Source organism: Legionella stuttgartensis (assembly GCF_977063405.2).
Genome location: NZ_CDRUHA020000109.1, coordinates 228,703 through 252,935 on the forward strand (window position 1 = coordinate 228,703; position 24,233 = coordinate 252,935).

Here is a 24,233-nt window from a genome sequence, read left to right on the forward strand (position 1 = left end):
TAAACTCTGAAGGGGATATAATTATGATAACTTCATCATTAATCCGTGTACGAGATATGTTACATGCACAATTGTGTTACCAAGCGTTTATTACTCCTATCTTTTTTCCTTTGGAAAAGCAGTACAGAGATTTTGCCAAATTGGCTTGCGAGTTTATTGAGGGAAAACGTACCGAAGTAATTCACCAAGAATTTCCTCGGCACCATGTGTTGCATCGTTTTGTACCACAAAAGAACTCAAAAGGGAAAAAAATACTGATTACTCATGGATGGATATCACGTGCGGCCTATATGGCTCGCATAATCCAGGCGCTATATCAGCAAGGTTATGAAGTATATGCTCTTGATTTTCCCGCACACGGAGAAGCAAAAGGATTACAACTACCTTGGACTGATGCAGTTGCTATTCTGAAAGATACCATCAATCAACATGGACCTTTTTATGCGGTTATTGGACATTCTTTTGGTGGCTCGATGCTCCTTAACACGCTCAATGTAGCGGGTCAACTTCCTGAATGGCAATTAAATCAAAAACCTGAACGTGCAATTTTAATTGCCTCACCCACCCAGATGCGCAGTCCTGTTAACCGGATTGCCAAAAAATTTAAACTAAGTGGTCATGGTTACCTACAGTTACGTCAGGTAATGAAGCAACAAGCCCAGTTTGATATTAATTTAATACGGTTACACCATTTCATTGCTCAATCTCCTGACATTTCCTTTTTATGCATTCACGGGGAATTAGATGATACAATTAGCACTAAAGAATCGATTGAGTTCTGTGAAAAATATTCAAATTCTAGACTATGCTTACTTCCTGATGCAAATCATGTAAGTGTCTTATTGGATGAACGAGTGGGACCACTGGTTTGTAATTTTTTGGAATGAACTTAGCCAGAATAAAGCAAGTCGGGTCCAGTTTCTTATCATAGATTTCCTGGGATCCGCTTTGCTTCACCCAGGCTACATATAATTGAAGGAATTACTCACTTTCTATATATTGTCGCAGCTTTTTCATAGCGTTTTTTTCAAGCTGTCGAACTCGTTCAGCAGATACACCATATTTCTTAGCTAAATCGTGTAATGTTAGTTTATCTTCAGCTAACCAACGTTGCTGTAAAATATCCTGACTGCGCTCATCTAACTGGTCCAGAGCAAACATTAGTCGTTCACGTCCGTGATCGCCTGCATTTTCTTTTTCTAACAATACAGAAGGATCATCATTCGCATTAAATAAATAACGCTCTGGTGCTGTATAAAACTCATCATGTTCATCGGCGTCAGGAGCGTCATAAGGTGTATCCATAGCGTTCAGACGTTGTTCCATGACGAGTACGTCTTCGCAGCTTACGCCCAAATCATTTGCGACAGCATTCACCTCTTCATTACTCATCCAGCCTAAACGATTTTTCATTTGGCGAAGATTAAAAAATAATTTACGCTGCGCTTTGGTTGTTGCAATTTTAACTATACGCCAGTTGCGTAAAACAAACTCATGAATTTCTGCTTTTATCCAATGCACCGCAAAGGAAACAAGACGTACGCCCATCTTTGGATCGAAGCGTTTTACCGCCTTCATCAAACCAATATTGCCTTCCTGAATTAAATCGTTCAGAGGTAAACCATATCCTAAATAACCACGAGCGACTCGAACAACGTAACGTAAATGAGCAAGAACCAAACGTCGTGCAGCTTCAATATCCCCTTCGGCATGAAAACGCTCGGCATAAGCGATTTCTTCCTCTAAGGATAACATAGGAATTTGATTGACCCTGTGTATGTACGAATCAAGACTGCCCACAGGTAAATTCATTTCGGCAAGTTGCAAATATTGACTCATGCTTCTTCCTTTAAAAATTTCTCTGTAAAAACAAGATAAACTATAAGAGAACAACTCATAATTGTGGTTCAATGGAAGCCAATTGTCGTTTTACAGATAAACGTGCCCCCATCCATCCTAGTATAATTGCAAATAAAAAAAGTAGCAAGATCTGCCGCATTGACAGGCCTGTTAACGGATAGTGCATTTGATAGGCAACGGCCAACTGATTCACGGCAGCACCCAGGCTGAAAATAAAAATATTAACCATAAAGATAGCAAAAATGGCACCTAAAGCACCATACCAAACCCCTGAATATAAAAAAGGCCTGAGAATAAAAGGATCTTTTGCTCCAATTAACTTCAAAACCTGAATTTCCTCTTGTCGACTATGAAGGGCCAAGCGCAGTGTAGTGCCTACAATCATAATGACTGCCATCGCTAATAAAGCCAATAATGCATCGGCAAACTTGGCCGCAAAACCTAAAAGAGCATGCAAGCGACTTATCCACTCCATATCAACCTTTGCATTTTCTACTTGGGTTATGGTCTTTAATTGCCGTGCCAATAAATCTAATTTTGCTGGAGAATCAATGATTAAAGCAGGAACCACATCCACCATTGCTGGCAAAGGATTTTCTGGGAGATAACGCATAATATCCTGCATCCCTTCTTGCTGAGTTAATTCAGACAAACCGTCAGCGGAGGTTTTCAAGGAAACGTGGGCTACACCGTCTGTTTCACGTACTTTTTGCAAGACAACTTGTTGTTCTGCATTGGATAATCCGGGTTGTAAATAAAGCGAAATGTGCCCGCCACGCTGCCAACTTGCAGTTAATTTAGACGCATTGTCAGAAAACACCCAAAAAAGAGCAGGCAAGGCTAAAGCAATAGCAATCACTATGGAGGTCATCATGGTTGCCAATGGTTTGCGACACAATGAATTTAAACTGTGTATCGCAGCTTGTAGATGGTAAGCAAGGATTGATTGTGCTCGTTTTAACACATTCGTCCTCCTTTAAGCATAACAATACGGTGTTTCATTCCTGCAATTAATGGCAAATCATGGGTGGCAATAAGGATGCTGACACCCACTTGATTAAATTGCTCAAAAATAGTCATGATTTCTGTTGATAGTTTGGGATCAAGATTCCCTGTAGGTTCATCAGCCAATAATAAAGCAGGCTTATGTACTACCGCTCGTGCAATTCCTACACGCTGCTGTTCACCACCTGATAAATGGATAGGCAACATTTTTTCCTTGCTTAATAGACCCACCATATCCAAAGCTGCATGAACTCTTTTGGCAATCATGGGATAGGCCATGCCTTGAATTTGCAAAGGCAAAGCTACATTGTCAAATACAGTACGATCATTTAGTAAATAGGGTGATTGAAAAGTGATACCCAATTGGCTGCGATGAGCAGCGACATCGCGTTTTTTTAATTGGTTCAAACGCAAACCATTTACCATCAATTGACCGGAAGTGGGCCACTCTAAAAGCGCAATCAATTTAAGCAAAGTACTTTTTCCCGCTCCTGAATGCCCCGTAAGAAAAGCCATCTCTCCTTTCTGCAAAGAAAAATTCACCTGGCTTAACGCTTCAAAACCACCTGGATAACGCTTAGTCACTTGGTCAAATGTGATCATTAAATAGTGCACCAACAAATTGCGCTGCATCAAAGGGTCGTAAATCTTCTATCCCTTCACCAATCCCTATGTAACGAAAGGGTAATTTAAGTTCATTAGCAATAGCAAACAAAATGCCGCCTTTAGCCGTACCATCCAGTTTAGTCATGGTAATTCCGGTCAATCCAATGGCTTCGTGAAATTGTCGTGCTTGAACTAAAGCATTTTGCCCTATACTTGCATCCAATATCAACATTGTTTCATGAGGAGCCTCAGGACATAATTTCTGCAATACCCGTTTTACCTTCTTTAATTCCTCCATTAGATTGCTTTGAGTATGCAGCCGACCTGCGGTATCAGCAATTAAGACATCTATTTTGCGTGCTTTAGCTGCTTGCAGAGCATCAAAAATCACCGAAGCACTATCCGCTCCAGTATGTTGCGCAATTACCGGGATATCATTTCGCTCCCCCCAAACATGCAATTGCTCCACTGCCGCGGCTCTAAAAGTATCACCCGCAGCCAGCATAACTTTTTTACCTTGCTGTTGGAATTGCTTTGCCAGTTTCCCTATAGTAGTTGTTTTACCTGCACCATTTACACCGACCATTAAGAGAACAAAAGGAGAGTGATCTGCAGTTTCTATAGTTAAGGGCAGATTGTTTTGACTTAAAATCGATTGTAAATGAGACTTGAGTGCCTCATAAACGGCATCACCATCAGATAACTGTTTACGAGCTAAACTATCGGTCAACTGCTTTAATACAGCTTGCGTTGTCTCCACCCCCAAATCAGCACTGACTAAAAGAGTTTCAAGTTCATCCAATAAGTCTTGGCTAATTTCCTTTTTACCTAACAACAGGCGGCCAATCCCATCACCAAGCTGGTGACGTGTTTTACTTAAGCCTTTTCTGAAACGTGCAAAAATCCCTTCCTTAATAGGCTCTTGTTCCTGCTCCGTTACTTCTACAGGAGCTTGAGGCAACGAGTCAGCAGGTTTTTGATGATCGACCTCTGTGGAGGTAGAATCATGACTTCGCTTAAACCATTTAATCATATAGTGTACAAATCCTGAAAAATATGAAATTCTATCATCTTTTTTACTTTGAGGTTAAGTTGTGCGCAAAATACTCTTTACTTTACTCATGGTACTATCTTGCCAGACCTTTAGCCAAGTTCAAGAGTTTACATTGAATAATGGATTAAAAATATTGGTAAAAGAAGATCATCGAGCGCCGATCGCGGTATCAATGATTTGGTATAATGTAGGATCTGCCGATGAACCCGGTGGAATTACAGGTGTATCGCATGCGATGGAACATATGATGTTCAAAGGCACCCAAAAATTTCCTTTAGGGGTATTTTCCAAAGTTATAGCGACCATTGGTGGCCAAGCAAATGCTTTTACCAATAATGACTATACGGCTTTTTTTGAAAAAATAGATGCTTCAAAACTTGCTACCAGTTTTGAGCTCGAAGCAGATCGCATGAATCATTTGCTTCTTGATGCCAATGAGTTCGCCAAAGAAATTAAAGTAATTCAGGAAGAACGACGTCTTCGAACAGATGATAATCCACAAGCACTTGCTTTTGAGCGTTTTCTGGCAACGGCACATCTTAGCGCCCCCTACCATCATCCAGTTATTGGCTGGATGAGTGATCTGCGACATATGTCCGTTGAAGATTTGCAAGAATGGTATAAAAAATATTATGCGCCTAATAATGCAACCTTAGTGGTAGTAGGAGATGTTAATCCAGAACATGTTCGTACTTTGGCAGAAAAGTATTTTGGTGCCATACCAAAACATCCTATTCCTGAGCGAAAAGTACAAAATGAACCACCAGCATTAGGTCAAAAGATTGTTCATATCCAAACCGCAGCAAAATTACCTTTACTCATGATGGGTTATTCCGTTCCTAGTGTGAATACTGCTAAAAAAGAATACGAACCCTATGCTTTGGAGGTCATCGCTGGAATTTTAGATGCTGGTGAGAGTGCTCGTTTTTCGAAAAATTTGATTCGTGGTACGCATATTGCCACAGGTGCTGATACCTATTACAACCCATACACAAGATATCAAACCCAATTCATTGTTTATGGTTCTCCCAGTCAAAATCATACTTTAACTGATTTACAAAATGGAATTCTTAAAGAACTGGATGATTTGAAAAAAAATCCGGTTAACGAGATAGAATTGCAGCGCATTAAACATCAAATCATTGCGCAGAAAACGTTCGAAAAGGATTCAATTTTTGGCCAAGCCTCAGAATTAGGTCTTTTAGAAACCATTGGGATTGGTTGGCAAAAGGCAAATGATTATACCAAAGCAATCAATGCAATTACGCCACAGCAAGTTCAGGAAACCGCCCAACATTATTTTCAAGAAAAAAACATGACGACGGCAATATTAGAACCTCAACCACAAAGGGCAGCACCATGAGAATTTTTAGCGCATGTATTTTGGCATTGATGATCGGACTGTCAACCACAACGACAGCAAGTACGTTCAAAACAGAAAAATGGCTTACTAAAAATGGAGTCCAGGTCGTTTTTTATCCTGCGATGGAAGTGCCCATGCTTGATATCAGCATCGCTTTCGCGGCAGGGTCAGCATATGATGAAAACCAATTTGGATTAAGTGCTTTAACAAGTCGTGTCATGAACCAAGGCAATGCAGGGCAAGATGCAAACAAAATCGCTGAGTCCCTGGCAGATGTGGGGGCTCAATACAAAGCAGAGATTAACAGAGATATGGTGATATTTAGCCTTAGAACACTAGTTGATCCAAAAGCATTGCCCAAAGCAGCGACTACCTTTGCACAAATCATTAATCATCCAGATTTTCCAGATCAAGCGTTTACAAGAGAAAAAAAGCAACTGTTGATGGCTATTGAGCAACGCCAAGATTCGCCTGAGGAAGTAGCAAACCTTCATTTTTTCCAAACCTTATATCAGCAACATCCCTATGCACATCCTGTTAACGGTACCGCCGAGACAGTTAATGCCATCAATATGAGTCAAGTAATTGAATTTAATAAACGTTATTATGTCGCAAAAAACGCTATTTTAGTGATGGTAGGCGCAATTACTTGTGAAACAGCCCATCAGCTTGCTGATCAACTGACTCAAGAACTTCCCGAAGGACATGCTGCGCCTCCTATTCCCAAAGCTATGCAATTAACTCAAGCAGATACAGTAAATATTCCATTTTCTTCTACTCAAACTGTGATCCGCCTCGGCCAGATAGGTATTGACCATCATGCCCCCAATTATTTTCCTCTTATCGTAGGAAATTATATTTTAGGTGGTGGTGCTTTAGTCTCTCAACTCGCTATCGAAGTTAGAGAAAAAAGAGGTCTGACTTACGGTATTGATAGTCAATTTGTCCCTATGTCCGGTAAAGGTCCTTTCCTCATCAGTTTATCGACAAAGAATAATCAAACCAAAAATGCATTGGACATCATACAAAATGTGTTGCGAACCTATATTAATAAAGGTCCAACGGATGAAGAACTAAATGCTGCGAAACAATATCTTACTGGAAGTTTCCCCCTTTCTTTATCAGGTAATCGCAGTATTGCAAATATTTTATTGCGGATGACTTTTTATCATTTACCAGAGGATTTTCTCGACACCTATACTGCCCGCATTAATGCAGTGACCAACGAGCAAATAAAACAAGCCTTTCAACAACAAGTTAATCCCGATAAATTACTATTGCTTACCGTAGGTAAATCGTGAAACAAATCATTCGTATTATAGGCGGGTTATATCGAGGAAAAAAATTACATTTCCCAGATGTAGAGGGGCTACGCCCCACCCCAGATCGGGTGCGTGAGACTTTATTTAACTGGCTTATGCATGACATCCGAGAGGCACGCTGCCTGGATGCTTTTGCAGGTAGTGGTGCCTTAGGTTTGGAGGCATTTTCTAGAGGAGCGGCACGAGTAGTTTTTCTTGAGCAATCGCCCAAAGCGTATACCAATTTACAGAAAATCATCACTGGGTTTAACAGTCCAAAACTCAAATTACTGCAAACAGATGCACTACAATATCTTCACCACAATCAAGAAGAGTTTGATATCATTTTTCTGGATCCCCCTTTTGCTCAGAATTTTCTCCCTCAATGTATTTCATCTATTGCACGAAGTAATATTCTTAAACCTGGAGGTCTAGTTTACCTGGAATCTCCTACCGTTATCGACTTGGATGAAACACAGTGGCGTCAAATAAAACTAAAACAAGCAGGACAAGTCGTTTATGCTTTGTTTGAAAAATTAAATTAATTTGTACCTTTTCAGTCTCCACACAACGAAATGTAAATATAGAAAAATTCTCTACTCCAATGACGAATTTAGCTTCACTGCATCTAGGCTACGTTAGGATTTCCCACGAATATTTTGCTAAGTTATTTCCGTTTAAATTCATACAATTCCTCATTTATAGGCTTGACAAGGAGCCTAGCTCCTGTTTCAATCAAACGAATATTTCCAGACATTAAAGAAGATTGAATGAACAATAAGCTTCTCATGCTATTTATTGCCTCAGTCCTGCTTGTGGGTTGTAAACATGGTGGAGTACTCTTTAAAAAACCACCGGTAAACAATCCTAGCGATGATGCTACAATTAAATTAGCAGAAGCAGCTGTATCTGTAAGCGATTCCATGCATGAAATGGCTCGCGTCGAAAAAGAAATTTTACCGCCAAATAAAGACAACACGCTCACGATACCTAATGCATACAACTTACAAGCCAGAGCAAGTGTGGATTGGTCAGGTCCAATTGAAGAGTTAACCGCTCGTATTGCTAAATCAGCTCATTTTCGACTGCGTGTCTTAGGAAAAGCACCTTCAATTCCAGTTTTAATTAGTCTTAATATTAAAGATCAGAGTCTAGCTGAAATCCTGCGTGATATAGATTATCAAGCGGGTAGAAAAGCTTATATTCATGTTTATCCTAACAGTCAGGTTGTCGAATTACGCTATGCCAAAATTTATTCCTAGCTTAATAGTTATTGTATTATCTGCTTCGTTGCTTGCATGCCACTCCTCAAAAAATATGGGGGATACTACCTCATTAGCAGGATTACAAGCTATGGCCAATGTGAATGTGAAGCAACGGAATAAAAAACAAAACGGTAAAATTCGCCAAATGGCTTTAAAAGAAACTGCTTTAAGCCTCGGCGCACAAGCAGGGTTAGCCGCGCGAGCAAAAGTTATTGACGAGCACCTGATCAGGCAATCACGTAGACTCGATGCCATTTATGATTTTAATTCCCTGATACTGGAACACAATATCTTACCTCCAGTGCTCTTGGAAGGCAGAAATACTCTAAATCTTGCTGATGCGCAAACCATTCGCATCTCTGACCGTACTTATAGAGTTGCAAAACAAGCCCATTTTGTTACGACTCCACCCACTTGGCGGCAATATTTATGGCTCGATTATGTGAAACCAGAATATCCTCACTATACACTGTTGCCTAAAACCAAAGTTGAGAAAAAAATATGGTGTATCTATACCGCCAAAGGCTGGAAAAATGGTATCGATCAAGCAAATACCATTCTTGAAGAAAATATAGCGCGGATTAAAGAAGATTTTGGTGGAATGATTCTTTATAGAAAATTATTAGCAATGAATATGGTAACTCCTCCTTATGTCTCTCACACCGACTTAGGAATCACAGGGGATGCCTCAGAAATCCATATTGATGATCGCGTATTAAGAATTACTGCTTTACCCGCTCTAAATATAAACAGTGACCAATGGCGAGCAGCGGTTTCCAAAGATGAAAATGCTTTAGAGCAATTCAAAAACATGGAAAAATTAGCAAATCGTTCTAAAATTATAATAACGGATAAATCTTGGCAGCCTACAATTGCTCCAATTAACGATAACAATAGAATTCACTGATACGAAGTATGAATAACAATTCTTATTTAATGCCCGATGAACCAACGCGTTTTACTCCGCTTTTTATGGATAAAATGTTAGAGCACACAGAACGTCTCAATGCTTCCGACATCACAATCCAAACAGGCGAACCAATTTACGCCGAGGTTTACGGAAAACTATTACGAATTACTAATCGTCGTTTATCTAATACCGAACTTGGTGATTTAATTAATGCGATATATGGCCCCAACGCCACGACCCAGCTTCTTTCCGGTAAGGACATTGATACCCACTATGAATTTCGCCCTAATCGGGGTGTTCGCTACCGTTATCGGGTCAATGGAACAGCATGTCTTGTAGAAGGTCATGATGCGATCCAAATCACGTTAAGAACCATTCCGACTACCCCTCCTAGACTTGAAACGATGAATCTGCCAGATAATATACTTCAAGCCATCGCGCCTCAGGAAGGTATTGTATTTATCACAGGCGCAACCGGTTCCGGTAAATCAACATTACTGGCCTCCATTATTCGTGATTTGATCGAAACCGAAGATTCAAACCGTAAAGTACTCACTTATGAATCTCCAATTGAATTTGTGTATGATGAAATTGAGACTATATCTGCTGTAGTTAGCCAATCAGAAATCCCTCGGCATTTACCGAGCTTTGCAGATGGAGTAAGAAATGCTTTGCGACGCAAACCTCGTTTAATCATGGTTGGTGAGTGTCGTGATGCAGAAACGATTAGTGCCGCATTAGAAGCAGCACTTACCGGACACCCCGTTTATACAACGCTGCATACTTCGGGTGTTGCCGAAACCATGCGTCGTCTGGTTACTTCATTCTCTGGTGAAGAGCGATTAGGTAGAACTATTGATATTCTTGAAACCATTAGACTCTGTATTTGGCAAAAACTTGTTCCTACCGTAGACGAAAAAAGGGTCGCTTTAAGGGAGTATTTAGTATTTGACGAAGAAGTTCGCGATATTTTACTTGAAAGTGATCCCAACGAGGTAACCTCTGCTACCCGTAAACTGGTACGACAAAAGGGTCAACTTATGACCTGGGATGCGAAAACAAAATTCGAGCAAGGTATTATTAGTGAGCGCGTTTACAAATTAATTATTGCTGGTGCCAAAGAATATCAACAATAAGATCACTGAAGAGTCTTTTAAGTATAATGTATACGACATCCTGAACAATGTACGTCATGACTTTATCCATCACGTTTTATTTTAGCTATAATTTAAGAGAAGGTATTTTTTGGGTTACCAACACTTAGGAATTATATGCTTGATCCTGTTGTACTGTTAGATGCCTCATTGAGGGATGGAGGACATAGAACTAATTTTATTTTTGAAGACATTCAGCTAGAAAATATCCTTCGTCCTCTTGATAACTCAGGCATTGAATATATTGAAGTCGGTTATCGCAATGGTACTTTTGCACCTCTCCAAGTAGGTAGAGCGGGCTTGTGCGCCAAAGATTACCTGCTTCTTTGTCGCTCTTTGATTCAAAAAGCAAAAATGGCGGTCATGGTTTTTCCAAACAAATTCACTCAAACAGATCTTGAAGAACTCAAAGAATGTGGTGTCGAATTATTAAGATTCTGCTTTCCTAAAAACGAACTTGCATCCGTTTTGCCTAAAATTAAAATGGCCAAAGAGGCAAACATGGAAGTCGCAGTTAATTTAATGTGTATTTCTTTTTACGAAGAAAATGAACTTGATGATTCAATCAAACAAATAAGCGAATATGCACCTGATATCATTTATTTTGCAGACTCAAACGGAAGCTTACTCCCAACACGGATCCCCCAACTTTATGAGCGGTATATTAATAAATATCCCCTCCAATTTGGTTTTCATGCTCATGACAATCTTGGTCTCGCTCAAGCGAATGCTCTGGCCGCAATGAGCTGCGGAGTTCGCTATATCGATGCAACACTTGCAGGTATGGGTAAAGGCATTGGTAATTTGAAAACAGAATTTTTTGTTGCTTATTTACATTCGATTCAATTAAAAAAATACAATCTAGATAGCATCTTAGAAGCAGCAAATTTTGTTCGCAGCTCATTAAAGATAGGTCAAGAACCGATTGAAATGTCGGAGTTTATTCGCGGAATTACTGATCTTTCAATTGTAAATTATCCTAAATAATAGTGTTACAAATATAGTGACCACATCATCCTGAGAAGTTCACCACGAAGGAGCTCCTCTTTGAGCATTGTATTTTATTTATAGGTCGAAAGCTTGCTGGATCCCCCTCACTTCCTTTGGGATGACGCCCGTTATACTTAAAAGACTCTTCAGTGCTTGTAACCTTGTGGCACGAAAGCAAAATCCAGGGTTTTCTTGATATACATTTCCCGGGTTCCGCTTTTGCGGTACCCAGGCTACACTCGTTGTTTATTTAAAGGTGGCTCATATTGATTGATTCTTGAGATTCTTCAACAACAGCAGCGCTCAATGCCTCAGAAAATTTACTATTGGGTTTGTCTAAATACCCTTTGGCCAGAGCTTTTAGATCTTGATTTTCAGGATCTTTCTCTATGGCTTTTTCTAATTGTTGAATTTTTTTATCTCTCATATCACTAGTGAAATCTTTATATCTTTGTTTGACTTCATCACGTGCTTCTTGATTCACATGTTCAAAACCGCCTTTGCGATTTGCTTCCTGACAGAGAAGGACTCCATGAATATTAGCGCGCGTATTTGCAATGGTACAATTATCATATTTTTGAGGTTTTTGATTGATAGTAGAGACAGGGTCTTTACCTTGAGTAACCTGATTAATGTGTTCCATAATTTGTGCATGGGATTTTCCATTATCATGGCCACTCATGACATTGTTAATGAAGTCTGAAGTAATATCCTTCGTATCTACCTCATAAATTTGTGTCCCATGCTTTCCTGCAGCACCTTCGCCTCGGTTGGTAAATACTAAATAGGTTTTGTCTGGATTTCCTTCCACTGGTACAAAAGATAATCCCATCGCGTGTCCTTTGCAATTAATAGGAACACTGGTTATATCTCCTGATTGTATTCGTTTAGAAAGCGCATTCCCTGCTTCGGGACTTCCTTCGGGAGTACTATGTTGAAAATTTGCGGTTTTATTTGCAAAAGCAAACGCATCTGAAATTTGCTTGAAGTCTTGTTTTGCGGGTTCTTTACTACAGCTCTGACTATAGTCCTTTACCGTATCCGTCATCAATTGGTATGTAGGTCCGACAGGAGCGCGCTGTGAGGAAACCCCATCTTGGCTGATCATTACTATTCCCAGTACGAGACCAAATTCTTTCACTGGATGTAACTTAGTAGGAGCTGAAGGGGCATAATCCTCAGGAGGAGAAATTACCTTTTGTTGGAGTGCCTCTTGTCCACGTTTACTATTTATGGCGATATCGTATTCCTCTAGTGCCTGAGCATCATATTCGGCACCAGAATCGAGTAAGGTTCTTACTAGAGAGAAATCCTGATCTTGCAGCGCTTGCACTAAAGGAGTCTGTCCCCGTGCATTTTTTGCAGTATTTAAAGCGGTAGGTAGATCTTGATAGCCGCTGTTCTTGGCAATCTCTGTTAATGGAACTTTCAAGTCAAATTGTTCTTCAAAGTTTGCTGTACGTCTGTTTTGCAGAAAAACAAACAGTTCTTGCAGAAATCGCTCTTCATCCATTTTTGCTTTTTGCAATGCATTAAGCTTATCCTGATTCAAATCTGGATGACTCGTTATAGTACTGTTAGGAGCAGATAATTCGACCATAATAGAATTTAACTCAAGTGTTTATTTAATATACAATTATAACATACTGGATAATGTATTTCCTGCCAAATGAGCATCAAGTGTCTCCCTGATGCTCACTTTTATTCAACCTTACTTTGTTATTGGCATATCGGAACCGCCCAAGTCTTGATTGGAACTACTCTTTTTTTTTGAGGATTTACCCTTAGATTTTCCATCTCCACCGCTATCGCTCTCAGGGCTACTTGGAGTAGAGTTACCTTGAGCAGAAACATCACCACCGCCACCACCTTTGCCCAGAAGTCCCTTGGCCATACTAACACCTTTCACACCATATCCACCCAAAGTCTTATCGATTTGACCCTGTGCGGTCTGGGTTTCTTTTCCTGCTTCCTGGGTCTTACCTTTCACTTCTTCACCCCATTGTGAGGCCTCTTGGCCTATGCTTTCAGGGGTGCCTCCTATCCATCGTAAGACTTTATCCGGTAAATAGGTGATTAGGGTAAATGACTTTTGTATGATCGTCAGATACAAAGTGGTATACGTCAATATTGAGAAGAAGAATGCATAAATTCCAGCCCAATCCGTATAACTTACGCCCCCGATTCCTGAGCCTGAAGAAGATGGAGAGGAACCCAGAAGTCCTTCAACAAGGACCGAGTTATCCGTATGTTCCTGTTGCATGAAGGACACGGCCTGATCGTATCCTGCATTTAAAATCCACACGCCCACATAAGAGAGCGCAATGGCAGTAATATAACCAATAATCATCATGGAAGGTCTGAGGAAGACATTCACCAGAATCATGATTGCTGCCTCACCTTTACCAAAGGCATCATGTCCTTCTGGGTGCGTCACACCCAATGCGACAATCGGTGCGGCAACCATCGCTTCGATAACTGAAATCAACCAACCTAAAGCACCAAAAGTAAAAATCACATAGGGCAACAACGGAATGTAATACGCTGTAGTAAAACCGACACTAACCATTACGCCTACCCAAGCAATTACAAGCGGCATCGCTAATGACATCATGGCAAAAATAAAGACACCAAATACTGGGATCAGTGCACTGGAGATTGCCATATTTAACAACATCATCCATAAGTTACCGGCAAAATTAATGTAATAATTCCCCATATTTGCCAATGCAACAACTGGATTTACTCCAGGTTCAGCAAGAATCTTGACTCCCTGTTGGAAGATATTTGCCATCCCCTGCAATGGAATCATTAAAAATGCCATTACAACCTGATTAATAATCTGACCAAATATATCCAGGAACAGGTTATATATAGTTACTAAGATGATGTTATAAAATATATTTCCTAGAATTTGTCCTAAGCAAATTGAAAAGAAGGGTTTGACTTCGCCACAAGAAAAATTTTGTCGCTGCAAGCGATATAAATCTGTATTTATCGCGAAATTGATTGTATTGGCAAAGGTCAGTGGCTGAACACCAGGTTGACCAGGAGTTTGCATCATTAATGCATTGTTAATATACCCATAAGTCGTAGATGAGGGGGCACTTCCCACTGCAGTCATGTTAGAAGACAACGAAGGTTTTTTAGGTGGAGACGTACTAGTAATTAAAGCCTGTACATTTTGTATTTTTTGTAGTCCGTCACTATTTTCACCCAGCCAGGAACATAAGTTTGAAAAATCTTTGTCTTTCATATTTCCTGGACCACAGGTTACGGTCTTTCCATCCGTGCTAATAACAAACGGACTCGCCATGGTTGTAGGGTCAAAAGAGCTTGAATCCAGTCCTGTCTTTGAATCAACTTGTCCCGCATTTTCTATAGATGAGGTACCTTGAATTTGTACTAGATTAAAGAAGTACGCACCAGCCATTATCCATCCCTGCGTCGTTGCTTTATTGATAAACTCAGTGGATTTATTCTGATTTGATGATTGGGAAATAAGACGGGCTAGATTAACTGTTGGCATCATAATACCATTGTAATCATTAATCGCATTGATAATTTCGGCGCCATTAAATAAGACTCCGCCTACTGAAGAACCTTGCACTGGTCCCCAAATCACACATTTATCTTTAGGAGACGTACTGCTGTTATAAGTAGTACAAACTGTTCCATTCTCTTTATAAGGGACACCAAATTGTTGCATTGCAACTGGAGAATATGGAGTAGTATTACTATTGGTATTCGTCGTTGACGACATCTGAGGATCATTGCTCACCATAGTTCGAGCGACAGAGGTCAAATCCATATACATTTGCTGAACAGCAATTCCTCGCGACAATTGCGTCGCTGCTATTTCTGCTGGAGTCAACGTGTTATTTCCAACTTTCACATTATTCCCTGCAGTAGGTTTCGCTGAAAACTCTTTACTACCAAACTTAGAGTTCAGGGTGCTAATATTATTCCAAACGATGGTGCCACAAATCCCATTTAAAAAACTATAAGGTGAACTAGAGTCGAAATTGGGCATGCTTACATTCCAAGAAGAATTCGTTGGGGAAGCATTTTGAACAGACACAGCATTAACTGAACTTAAAAAATCAGGGACCACAGTAGAGCAAAATTTCTGCATTTGCGACCCCTGTTCAGCAGAGTAACATGCTCCTGATTGTTTGGATTGAGCATCAAGAAGATCTTGTCGTGTATTTTCTAGTTGTCTTTGTATGCCGAGCATACATACTTGCCCAGCAAGCATATTGACCGCACCAGTAGCAATACCCGCCATTCCTGAAGTGCTCGAATTCTCCGTCAAGGAGGCAGTTGGATTTATCTGCTGGGCTTGAATAATAACGCCACCCCGATTCAAATAGCTTAACGCCGCATCCCACACTTTATCTGCTGCACCAACTCCTTGCACAACGATCCACATGACAAAAATTTGCATTAAGCAATAGCCAGATGTTTTGGGAATTAATAAAGCCAAACCTAGAGTGGAACGGATTGGAATCCATATTGAAGACCATTTTTGGCCCAGCATCTGCCCTTCATGAGCGGTATTCATGGTAGACACGATTAGGGTATACATAATAATGATCCCCCCCAATGCCAAAACTGCAGCATTAAATACTGCAAACATGCTTCCCATGATTTGGCTACCGGTACCGCTTAAAACGCCATCAACAACACCAAATAAATTACCAAGAAATACAACAGAATAATCACTCGCAGGAGGGGCAAAACTTAAAGAACCATCCGCTAAAACAAGACCAGGACACACAAGGAGAAGTAGCGCTACAAACAACTTATTCATTTCTTTCTCCCAACAACCCCTTCCTATACCATTCATTAAAGGTACATCCTAACTTACGATTTTTTATTTGATAGTACCAAAAGTGGTAACGAAAGGCTAAAACCAATGCAATCAAAGTAACAACGAGGCTTACAAGAAACGCTTTTATCGAACCATAAAAAAGCTGAAATACAGCATATCCCATAATCAAAAGAGCGGCTAATAGCATAATAATACTCAATCGAAATAAAGATTTTTGTTTGATAAGTATACTCTCATCGGTCAGATTCAAGAGTTTAACTGCTTCGTTAAATGACTCACCCTCAACTTTTTTCTGCGGGACAAATAAACGCTTAAAACCATTTACCAAATACAAAGTAAAGGCCTTCATTCGATCCCAATCAAACCACCTACGAACATTAATGATTCTTCTGAGCAGATTACCAATTCTCGACTGCTTTTTCATATTTTTTACTTCTTTCTTTTATCTTTCATAATATACTATAGTAGTAAGTAATGATTTCGTCCATCCGCTGAAAATACAGTAAAGAAAGAGTAAAAATATGCCTGATCTTAGTCATGAAGCGTCTGCTCAATATTGGTTTGAATATGTTGATCCTATGATATATAGGGTGATTACCTTTATGGAAAGTGTAGAGGATTGGACTCTGGATGGAAATCCAGAGTTTGAACGAGCCATGGAGCAATTAGGCAAAGAACTTGATGACATAGAAAAAATAGATATGAGTCTCTTATCAGAAGAAGATAAATTTATTCGTATTGTAGGAAATATCAAATCAGGTCGAGGACTACGTCTGCTGCAAGCAATTGATACAGTGCATCCAGGTAGTGCTTCACGTGTTTTGATTCATGCCGAAGAGACAAGCACTGGAAGCCATGATCCTGCTGGGGTTTTTCTCAAAAGAAATATCGTATTTGAGCGTCTCAGATTGTTGTCGCGCGTTTTTTGCCAGTACCGTCTAAAACTTGTTTTACGTGCACTTGAAGGGGAAGAATAAATGAAATTAGCGTCCAAATTTGTATTGCTCAATGCGCTTTGTTTTGCTGTATTTCCAGCCGCAGCTCAGGATACAAACGATTCATATAATCAACAACAAACCTCTACTAATACTCAAAAATTGGTAGAATATTTCCAAAATTTTGGTAATTATTTAGGTTACAATGTAACGCAATCGCCTACCCAAGATAATCAAAACTACTCAATAAGCTATTCGCTCCTCAATTTAACAACCTCCCAACTCGCGCAGGCCTATCAGTTTTATACTTTATTAGGCTCGATTCCAGTGAACACATTCACTGCGGGTAGTAGTAATGGAGGAAGCAGTGGGGGTGGAACAAATACAGGAAATGCAGGTAATCCCTACGCCCAGTTTCTGCCTAATGAAAGCACTGGCACATCAAGCCTTAACCCGAGTGCCTCAATCCTTAACCCCCTGGCTAATAATGCGTTCCCCAGTTACAATACAACGTCACCTTCTGGACAAGTGACCGTAAACAGTTTAATAGACCAAAAAACTTATCAACAAGATCCAGTAAGCCAAGCAGTATTAAATATTTTGGGAACTCCTAGTTATACGTACTGTATGGATTATAAGACTGCACAAACCTTTGATGGGAACTGCTCTTTCCTTTATGAAACCTTAGTACCTACAAATGTGGTAGGAGAAATTCCTAATGCGACTACTTTTTTCAGCCCTAATTACCTCCAACAATTCTTAAATCATCTTAATAGTAACGCTTTAACAGGGCCATTGATGTATTCAAATCAAGACCTTGGCAGTACTCAGGGCACGGGTGACATGCCCAAAAATGGTTTACTAGCACAAAATCAAGAACAACTTGCAGCGAATTTTATTCGCTACGTTACAGGTAGCGTAATTCCCATTTCATTACCTAAATGGAAAGATTATGATACTTTATACGGTAGAAGCCTGATGAAATCGATTACTTCCACCCCATCAACCTCTCAAATGCAGGCGACGCAAACGCTTGCTAAATATCTTGCAAGTTTACGTACCTATGCGGCACAAAACTCGGTTGGAATAAGTAACCTTTATTACATCATGTCAAAAAGAATGCCTCAAACTTCCCCTAACCAGCAGAGTGGGAGTCAAACGAGCCAAGCGCTGAACGAGTTTAATATGGCAACCTGGAGATTATATAATACTACTAGTGCTGGTAGTACGGACAGTACTGGTGCAGGTGGTACGGGTACAGGTGGTGGAACTGGTACAGGTGGGACTGGACCGAATAATACTCCATGGATTAATAGTTTGAATAACGCGCCACCTGCTGTAGTACAAAAAGAGATTGCGATATTGCTTGCTGAAATCAATTATCAGCTTTATTTAGATCGTCAAATTCATGAACGTCTACTAATGACTAACAGCATCTTGTTATTACAAAGTGTTCGTACAGGTGCCCCCTCAACTGATTTTACAGCAGTACAATAACCGTAGCTAAATTCGGGGTGAAAGAAACTCCTTTCACCCCAACCACTAAAACTTAGCTTGCCTAAATCACTGCATCGCTAGAGTTCACCGTGAGTTACAGACATCGTTTTTTAAAAAAGTCTTTAACAAATCATTTTAAAAAACATGGTGCAAAAAATGATGCATATGATATGATTTCACCCACATTGAAACCTCTAGTTTTTAAGACAACTTAAGGCTTGATATTTTCTAAAATCAACAAAAAATGTCTTGTTTTTCAATTACTAAGACCAGCATAGTATACGCAACAATAGGCGCGCCATTAGGTTCGGAAAATCACGATGTATCTCGCCTATATGAAAATATCAAATCTTAATAAATTAACCTTAATGAACGAGCCAATATGTCCAAAATTAATACCTATACTTTTTATGTCGACGGAATGACCTGTGTCAGTTGTAGTGGATCTCTTGAGTACCACTTAAGACAAATACTCGAGGACAGAATAAAAAAGTTCCATGCAGATGTCACCACAGCCGATCCTAAAAAAGTAATAATTGAGCTAGTGCACGATGAAAAACTTGGGGACAAATATAAAGAATGGACCGAAGTAAAAGGCTATATTGATGAGCTATTTAGTTGTAGAGAATATGAATATTCATCAACAAAAGAAGCACCCAAAAAAGAGGCACAAGTTACCCATCAGCAAACCAATAACTTAGAGAAAGCTAAAAGCTTCTTTACATCGCATTGGTTCCTTGGTGCAATAGGGTGCATCTCAGGACTTGCAGTACTCATCATTTGTCTCGCTACAAGTGGACTCTCATTACCTGTAATGGGCTCGCTTGCCTTTTTTAGTACTTTATTAACTCTAATGTTAGGTGCAAATTCCTATCACGACGCTTGGAACAAACTGACCAAGGCGGGAACGTTAACTATGGATAGCTTATTTGCACTCAGTACGGCCTCCATCTTAATCGTTTCCATTGCTTCGCTATTTCTACCCTGGCTTCCCATGATGTTTGAAGCCGGTTTGCTTATTTATGGATTTAGACATATAGGAATTGCCATAGAAGAGACCATTAAAGAAAAAATTGGTACAGCAAAATTTCAAGACAGAGCTCCTAGAACTGTGCGAAAAAGAACTATTCAAGGTTTAGAGGAAATTGATTTAGATAAGATCAAAGTAGATGACATAATTATTGTGCATTCGGGAGAAACAATTCCTCTTGATGGCATTTGTGAGGATGAAAGTCTTATCTACAAGACTATTGATACGGGCGCCATTTTTCCACAATATTTTTACCCGCAAACCGAAGTGCTCGCCGGCATGCGCTTAGCCGACAATGAAAAGCCGTTAGCAATACGTGTTACAAAAACTCAAAGCCACTCCTACTTAGCACGACTCGATAAAGCAATAGAACTATCAGCATTGGAAAAAGCACCTATTGAAATAAAAACAGGTCAATTACTCACTTATTTTATCCCACTCGTAATTGCACTGGCAGCAACTTCTGGAGTAATTATTGGAATCTTTTTTCCTGCAGCTGTAGCAATTCAATGTGCTGTATCGGTTCTAGTAAGTGCGTGTCCTTGTACTTTAGGCTTGATTACTCCTTTAGCAGTAAAAACAGGGATGCATAAAGCAGCAGAGCATGGAGTACAATTTAAAAGTGCTAAAACACTACAGCAAGCAGAACAAGTAGACACTGTCATTTTTGATTTAAATGGTACCCTTACTACTGGAGTCCCTAGCGTAAAAGAACTGTATTTGTTCGAAGAAAGTAAACTTACGGAACTGGATTTTCTGTCCTATTGTGCTGCTCTTGAAAAACAATCAAGCCACCCTATAGGGAAAGCTATTTATTCTTTTGCGAGTCAATACAAGATAACAGATGTTGAAGCAGATTTGTTGGATCACTCTCATCATTCTGGGATTTCTGGGAAAATAAAAGATAAGAATTATGTCATCGGCAGTATGACTGTAATGAATGAAAAAGGAATCAAAATACCGGTCAATTTCAAGCAACCCAAGTTACAAGCTGGTGATCAAATAGTTTATGTATCACGGAATAAGACGGCAATTGGATTTATGGTCATAACAGATCCTCTGCGTGATGATGCGTTCTGTACTATTAAAGCATTGAAAGCAATGGGCAAAGAAATCTGTTTATGTACCGGTGCAGATGAGGAAACCGCTCATCGTTATGCTAAAGCGCTTGGCATTAAAACAGTTTACGCTAACTGCATTGCAAGTTCTGCTGAAAGAAAAGAGCAGCAATCAAAAACATCCCATATTCAAGCCTTAAGAAAAAAAGGACATAAGGTAGCCATGATAGGAGATGCAGGCAATGATACGCCTGCAATTACAGCCAGCGACTTAGGTATCGCAGTAGTTTCCGATGGCAGTGATATATTAACCCAGCAGGCAGCAGGTATTGTAATTCATAATGGAGCGTTATTATCTATCGCCTCTGCCTTTGCTGTCTCCAAACAAACCGTTTCCAATATAAATCAAAATTTGGTGATGAGCCTGGTTTACAATCTCGGTTCAATTTTGGTTTCGGGTGGATTACTCGTTGCGGTAGGCCTAACTATTAATCCTGTCGTCGGAGTTGCGTTAATGATCCTCCAAGCCTGTATGATTTTAATGAATGTCTATCGCTTTAAACAACAACCACTGGAACATTTACAAGAAGAGAAAAAGCAATATCAAGAAGCAAGCTCTCCACGAGAATCCTCTCATGTAAAAATGAACCAATGTACACCTGAATATTCAAAAGACTCTCTGTATGCTCGAGAGCCTACCCATGTTAAATCGGCAAAACCTTCAGCAACCTCTTTTTTTTGGAATTATTGCATGTCTAATGAGCCTTCAACTGAAGAAGAAGTTGAGCTTCATTTATTTACAGATAATGAGGATGAGTCTATTTGTAATATTGACGGAAGCTGTACCTTTAAGTGCTGATCTGAGCCTGGGCAGCAGAGTCCAGCCTTACTTTATTACTGGCTCTCACGAGAATACATTCTCCCAAGCGTCACCCCGAACTAAGTGAAGGATCTCCTGATATGATCAGCGAGAGCTCCTTCGTCGTAAACTCCTCAGGATGGCGCGCTTTAAAACGCCTCAGAATGATGGACGTGAAGTTTCACTACGTTCCACCTGGCAACAAGAAGTACAACTCGATTAAGCAGGTGATTTATATTTATCTAAAATAGTGGACAGCTTCTCCATCACCTCATCGACAGAAATTAACTGCATGGGTTCATCACCATGTACATGCTGCCCCCAAACATCTTCTATGCGTTTACTACCTAAAATTTTTTCTGCTGCCTCAGGATAATGATTCACAACTAAATGCTGGAAAAGATAAGGACCCGAAATAAGTGGGTTAGTCACCGCATGTAATGCGATCACTGGAGTATTTACCGCAGTAGACATATGTGATGGCCCTGTATCAGGACAAAGGACAACCGTTGCTTTACTGATGAGCGCCAATAATTGTTTGGGTTTTGTTTTACCAACAAGATTAATGGCAGGAATAACTTGGGTAATTTGGTCCGCCAAGTGTTTATCGAAATCAATTGGTCCACCTGTTATTACCACTTGTACATTCCATTTTTCCCTCGCCTTTTGCAAGACCTCAATATAACGAGCAACAGGCCAACTCCGCTCCGGTTTGCTTGCAGCAGGATTAACCACTAAAATTGGACCTTGCTTGGGTAAATGTTGTGTTGCCCATTCATAATCTGCAGCAGTAATAGGTAAATCCCAACGAATAACACGTTCCTTTATTCCTAAAGCCTGGGCAAACTTCAAGAATCCATCTAAAGTGTGCTCTAAACCAGGAGTTATTCGCTCATTAACAAATAAACCATGAGCGTCATTCGCTCGATGCTCATCGTAACCAATTTTTCGTTTTGCTTTGATAAACGGATAGAGTAAATTCGTTCTTAGACTCGCTTGCGGTGCTAATAATACATCAAAGGTACGTCCTTTCATTTGTTTTTTAAAGCGCCAATAATCTGCAATATTGTTCGGTTTATCAATTAAAATAAACTCTACTCCATCCATCCCTTCCACCAAATCAAAAGCAGGTTTGGAAATAATCCATGTCAACTTTGCTTGTGGCAAACTGGCTTGTAAGGTTCTAATCAGGGGCACCGCCATTAGAACATCACCTAATGCAGATAATCGTACAATACAAATGGATTTAATCATTCTGTAATACGAACCTCGAACCACAATAAGGACAAACTTCTACGCCAGTTTTTTCAATTGGCAAATAAACCTTAGGATGAGCATTCCATAAGATCATATCTTTTGTGGGACAGCTCAGAGGTAATTCATTACGATGTACCACGTAATTTTTTTTCGTACTTGCAGGTTCTTTTTTAGCTTTTAACATAATGTTCCTCTAACTCTTATTTACTAAGATTATCTAATATTTCCTCGATTTTCGCTATAATCTCATCGCGAAAAGCCTCATTTTGTGGATCATAATAAAAAGCGTCCCCCCAATGCCTAAGCCACGTTAATTGACGTTTCGCCAATTGCCGAGTAGCTGCAATGCCTTTGTCACGCATTATAGAATAATCATAATCACCTTGAAGAAATTCCAGTGCCTGTCGATACCCTACGCAACGCATTGCAGGTAAATTCATAGTTAAATGCCATTTTTGCTGTAACTGCTTTACTTCTTCAATAAAACCTTCAGCTAACATATGATCAAAGCGTAGTGCAATACGTTCATGCAGCCACGCTCTTTGCTCTGGAAAAAGAATAAAATTGACAAAATGATGGTCGGGCGTTTCCTTATCTTGTTCAAGAAAAGCAGATAAGGTTTTACCTGTCAAATAATACACTTCTAGCGCACGTTGAATTCGTTGTGTATCATGCGCGTGAATTCGTGCAGCTGATTCAGGATCAATAGCTAATAATTTCTGATGGAGAGCAGACCAACCATATAAAGCGGCATCGTCCTCCAGTTGTCGGCGTACAACCGGATTGGCTTCTGGTAAAGTTGAGAGCCCCTTTTGTAATGCATTAAAATACATCATCGTCCCTCCTACAAGTAAAGGAATTTTTCCTTTCTTGTCAATCTCTTCACACAAAGACAACGCATCCGTACAAAATTGAGCTGCAGAATAAGACTCAATAGGATCTTTAATATCAATTAAATGATGTGGAGCAATTTGTAACTCTTCGTGTGTTGGCTTGGCTGTTCCGATATTCATATCCCGATAGATCATTGCGGAATCGACACTAATAAGTTCAAAAGGATATCGTTTAACTAACTCACAAGCTAAAGCCGTTTTTCCTGCGGCAGTGGGTCCCATCAAACAAAAAACTAATTTAACCATTCATTATCTCATTTAAAAAACAAGCGGTAGCTTATCATTAAAGTCCCCTCTCCTACTCGTGGGAGAGGGTTAGGGTGGGGGTCCCTATCGGGCACCTCCTCTCTTATAGGGAGAAG

Annotated in this window: 21 protein-coding genes; 11 read left to right on the plus strand and 10 right to left on the minus strand. The window is 39.9% G+C overall.

Translation table 11 applies throughout. The features are described 5' to 3' along the window. The first annotated feature begins 23 nt into the window (after positions 1 to 23). Positions 24 to 887: an alpha/beta hydrolase gene (locus tag ACWTEW_RS35735; protein ID WP_454782740.1), complete on the plus strand. Its 864-nt coding sequence runs from the start codon at positions 24 to 26 to the stop codon at positions 885 to 887. A gap of 94 nt (positions 888 to 981) precedes the next feature. On the opposite strand, the gene rpoH is transcribed toward ACWTEW_RS35735, so the two are convergent. Genes rpoH through ftsY form a run of 4 tightly spaced genes read right to left on the minus strand, consistent with a single transcriptional unit; the run spans position 982 to position 4,504 of the window. Continuing rightward, on the minus strand, positions 982 to 1,839 hold the full coding sequence (gene rpoH / locus ACWTEW_RS35740) for an RNA polymerase sigma factor RpoH (protein ID WP_454782741.1): 858 nt from the start codon (positions 1,837 to 1,839) through the stop codon (positions 982 to 984). A gap of 55 nt (positions 1,840 to 1,894) precedes the next feature. Beyond that, positions 1,895 to 2,824: a permease-like cell division protein FtsX gene (ftsX, locus tag ACWTEW_RS35745; RefSeq protein ID WP_454782742.1), complete on the minus strand. Its 930-nt coding sequence runs from the start codon at positions 2,822 to 2,824 to the stop codon at positions 1,895 to 1,897. Continuing rightward, positions 2,818 to 3,468, minus strand: a complete 651-nt coding sequence (ftsE, locus tag ACWTEW_RS35750; protein WP_454782743.1) for a cell division ATP-binding protein FtsE — start codon at positions 3,466 to 3,468, stop codon at positions 2,818 to 2,820. Before ftsE ends, ftsX begins: the two co-directional genes overlap by 7 nt. Beyond that, entirely contained in the window at positions 3,455 to 4,504 is a 1,050-nt protein-coding gene (gene ftsY, locus ACWTEW_RS35755; protein WP_454782744.1) for a signal recognition particle-docking protein FtsY, read from the minus strand. The genes ftsE and ftsY overlap by 14 nt, the downstream gene beginning before the upstream one ends. Positions 4,505 to 4,592: 88 nt before the next feature. On the opposite strand from ftsY, the gene ACWTEW_RS35760 reads away from it, so the two are divergent. From ACWTEW_RS35760 to ACWTEW_RS35790, 7 genes are all read left to right on the plus strand, one after another. Beyond that, on the plus strand, positions 4,593 to 5,888 hold the full coding sequence (locus tag ACWTEW_RS35760) for a M16 family metallopeptidase (RefSeq protein ID WP_454782802.1): 1,296 nt from the start codon (positions 4,593 to 4,595) through the stop codon (positions 5,886 to 5,888). Beyond that, positions 5,885 to 7,189, plus strand: coding sequence for a M16 family metallopeptidase (locus tag ACWTEW_RS35765; protein WP_454782745.1), 1,305 nt, complete (start codon positions 5,885 to 5,887; stop codon positions 7,187 to 7,189). The genes ACWTEW_RS35760 and ACWTEW_RS35765 overlap by 4 nt, the downstream gene beginning before the upstream one ends. Then, entirely contained in the window at positions 7,186 to 7,734 is a 549-nt protein-coding gene (rsmD, locus tag ACWTEW_RS35770) for a 16S rRNA (guanine(966)-N(2))-methyltransferase RsmD (protein WP_454782746.1), read from the plus strand. Before ACWTEW_RS35765 ends, rsmD begins: the two co-directional genes overlap by 4 nt. Before the next feature lie 225 nt (positions 7,735 to 7,959). Beyond that, a complete protein-coding gene (gene dotD / locus ACWTEW_RS35775) occupies positions 7,960 to 8,451 on the plus strand; it encodes a type IVB secretion system lipoprotein DotD (protein WP_454782747.1) in 492 nt (163 codons plus the stop codon). After that, positions 8,432 to 9,361, plus strand: a complete 930-nt coding sequence (locus tag ACWTEW_RS35780) for a type IV secretion system DotC family protein (RefSeq protein ID WP_454782748.1) — start codon at positions 8,432 to 8,434, stop codon at positions 9,359 to 9,361. The genes dotD and ACWTEW_RS35780 overlap by 20 nt, the downstream gene beginning before the upstream one ends. Before the next feature lie 8 nt (positions 9,362 to 9,369). Then, on the plus strand, positions 9,370 to 10,500 hold the full coding sequence (gene dotB / locus ACWTEW_RS35785) for a Dot/Icm type IV secretion system ATPase DotB (RefSeq protein ID WP_454782749.1): 1,131 nt from the start codon (positions 9,370 to 9,372) through the stop codon (positions 10,498 to 10,500). A 135-nt stretch (positions 10,501 to 10,635) separates the two neighbouring features. Beyond that, positions 10,636 to 11,505, plus strand: coding sequence for a beta/alpha barrel domain-containing protein (locus ACWTEW_RS35790; RefSeq protein WP_454782750.1), 870 nt, complete (start codon positions 10,636 to 10,638; stop codon positions 11,503 to 11,505). Positions 11,506 to 11,758: 253 nt separating this feature from the next. Here ACWTEW_RS35790 and ankD read toward each other — a convergent pair whose 3' ends face one another. From ankD to icmV, 3 genes are all read right to left on the minus strand, one after another. Then, on the minus strand, positions 11,759 to 13,108 hold the full coding sequence (gene ankD, locus ACWTEW_RS35795) for a Dot/Icm T4SS effector AnkD/LegA15 (protein ID WP_454782751.1): 1,350 nt from the start codon (positions 13,106 to 13,108) through the stop codon (positions 11,759 to 11,761). Positions 13,109 to 13,219: 111 nt separating this feature from the next. Next, entirely contained in the window at positions 13,220 to 16,321 is a 3,102-nt protein-coding gene (gene dotA, locus ACWTEW_RS35800) for a type IVB secretion system protein DotA (RefSeq protein ID WP_454782752.1), read from the minus strand. Beyond that, positions 16,314 to 16,766: a type IVB secretion system protein IcmV gene (icmV, locus tag ACWTEW_RS35805; protein ID WP_454782753.1), complete on the minus strand. Its 453-nt coding sequence runs from the start codon at positions 16,764 to 16,766 to the stop codon at positions 16,314 to 16,316. The genes dotA and icmV overlap by 8 nt, the downstream gene beginning before the upstream one ends. A gap of 97 nt (positions 16,767 to 16,863) precedes the next feature. Here icmV and icmW point away from each other — a divergent pair, with 97 nt between their 5' ends. The 3 genes from icmW (at position 16,864) to ACWTEW_RS35820 (ending at position 21,721) form a co-directional block, all read left to right on the plus strand. Beyond that, complete coding sequence (gene icmW / locus ACWTEW_RS35810; RefSeq protein WP_454782754.1) at positions 16,864 to 17,319, plus strand: type IVB secretion system protein IcmW; 456 nt, start codon at positions 16,864 to 16,866, stop codon at positions 17,317 to 17,319. Further along, complete coding sequence (gene icmX, locus ACWTEW_RS35815) at positions 17,320 to 18,774, plus strand: type IVB secretion system protein IcmX (RefSeq protein ID WP_454782755.1); 1,455 nt, start codon at positions 17,320 to 17,322, stop codon at positions 18,772 to 18,774. Between the two features lie 382 nt (positions 18,775 to 19,156). Continuing rightward, positions 19,157 to 21,721, plus strand: coding sequence for a heavy metal translocating P-type ATPase (locus tag ACWTEW_RS35820; RefSeq protein WP_454782756.1), 2,565 nt, complete (start codon positions 19,157 to 19,159; stop codon positions 21,719 to 21,721). A 219-nt stretch (positions 21,722 to 21,940) separates the two neighbouring features. Here ACWTEW_RS35820 and ACWTEW_RS35825 read toward each other — a convergent pair whose 3' ends face one another. From ACWTEW_RS35825 to miaA, 3 genes are read right to left on the minus strand one after another with little or no spacing between them, the layout of a single operon-like run. Beyond that, on the minus strand, positions 21,941 to 22,975 hold the full coding sequence (locus ACWTEW_RS35825; protein ID WP_454782757.1) for a glycosyltransferase family 9 protein: 1,035 nt from the start codon (positions 22,973 to 22,975) through the stop codon (positions 21,941 to 21,943). After that, positions 22,968 to 23,162, minus strand: a complete 195-nt coding sequence (locus tag ACWTEW_RS35830) for a zinc-finger domain-containing protein (RefSeq protein WP_058468769.1) — start codon at positions 23,160 to 23,162, stop codon at positions 22,968 to 22,970. The genes ACWTEW_RS35825 and ACWTEW_RS35830 overlap by 8 nt, the downstream gene beginning before the upstream one ends. A gap of 16 nt (positions 23,163 to 23,178) precedes the next feature. Further along, a complete protein-coding gene (gene miaA / locus ACWTEW_RS35835; RefSeq protein WP_454782758.1) occupies positions 23,179 to 24,117 on the minus strand; it encodes a tRNA (adenosine(37)-N6)-dimethylallyltransferase MiaA in 939 nt (312 codons plus the stop codon). Positions 24,118 to 24,233 lie beyond the last annotated feature (116 nt).

Bases quoted from the DNA above. Each gene is read 5' to 3' on its own strand.
- ACWTEW_RS35735 (WP_454782740.1), top strand. From the start codon at position 24: ATGATAACTTCATCATTAATCCGTGTACGAGATATGTTACATGCACAA.
- rpoH (WP_454782741.1), bottom strand. From the start codon at position 1,839: ATGAGTCAATATTTGCAACTTGCCGAAATGAATTTACCTGTGGGCAGT.
- ftsE (WP_454782743.1), bottom strand. From the start codon at position 3,468: ATGATCACATTTGACCAAGTGACTAAGCGTTATCCAGGTGGTTTTGAA.
- ftsY (WP_454782744.1), bottom strand. From the start codon at position 4,504: ATGATTAAATGGTTTAAGCGAAGTCATGATTCTACCTCCACAGAGGTC.
- ACWTEW_RS35760 (WP_454782802.1), top strand. From the start codon at position 4,593: ATGGTACTATCTTGCCAGACCTTTAGCCAAGTTCAAGAGTTTACATTG.
- ACWTEW_RS35765 (WP_454782745.1), top strand. From the start codon at position 5,885: ATGAGAATTTTTAGCGCATGTATTTTGGCATTGATGATCGGACTGTCA.
- dotD (WP_454782747.1), top strand. From the start codon at position 7,960: ATGAACAATAAGCTTCTCATGCTATTTATTGCCTCAGTCCTGCTTGTG.
- ACWTEW_RS35780 (WP_454782748.1), top strand. From the start codon at position 8,432: ATGCCAAAATTTATTCCTAGCTTAATAGTTATTGTATTATCTGCTTCG.
- dotB (WP_454782749.1), top strand. From the start codon at position 9,370: ATGAATAACAATTCTTATTTAATGCCCGATGAACCAACGCGTTTTACT.
- ACWTEW_RS35790 (WP_454782750.1), top strand. From the start codon at position 10,636: ATGCTTGATCCTGTTGTACTGTTAGATGCCTCATTGAGGGATGGAGGA.
- ankD (WP_454782751.1), bottom strand. From the start codon at position 13,108: ATGGTCGAATTATCTGCTCCTAACAGTACTATAACGAGTCATCCAGAT.
- dotA (WP_454782752.1), bottom strand. From the start codon at position 16,321: ATGAATAAGTTGTTTGTAGCGCTACTTCTCCTTGTGTGTCCTGGTCTT.
- icmV (WP_454782753.1), bottom strand. From the start codon at position 16,766: ATGAAAAAGCAGTCGAGAATTGGTAATCTGCTCAGAAGAATCATTAAT.
- icmW (WP_454782754.1), top strand. From the start codon at position 16,864: ATGCCTGATCTTAGTCATGAAGCGTCTGCTCAATATTGGTTTGAATAT.
- icmX (WP_454782755.1), top strand. From the start codon at position 17,320: ATGAAATTAGCGTCCAAATTTGTATTGCTCAATGCGCTTTGTTTTGCT.
- ACWTEW_RS35820 (WP_454782756.1), top strand. From the start codon at position 19,157: ATGTCCAAAATTAATACCTATACTTTTTATGTCGACGGAATGACCTGT.
- ACWTEW_RS35825 (WP_454782757.1), bottom strand. From the start codon at position 22,975: ATGATTAAATCCATTTGTATTGTACGATTATCTGCATTAGGTGATGTT.
- ACWTEW_RS35830 (WP_058468769.1), bottom strand. From the start codon at position 23,162: ATGTTAAAAGCTAAAAAAGAACCTGCAAGTACGAAAAAAAATTACGTG.
- miaA (WP_454782758.1), bottom strand. From the start codon at position 24,117: ATGGTTAAATTAGTTTTTTGTTTGATGGGACCCACTGCCGCAGGAAAA.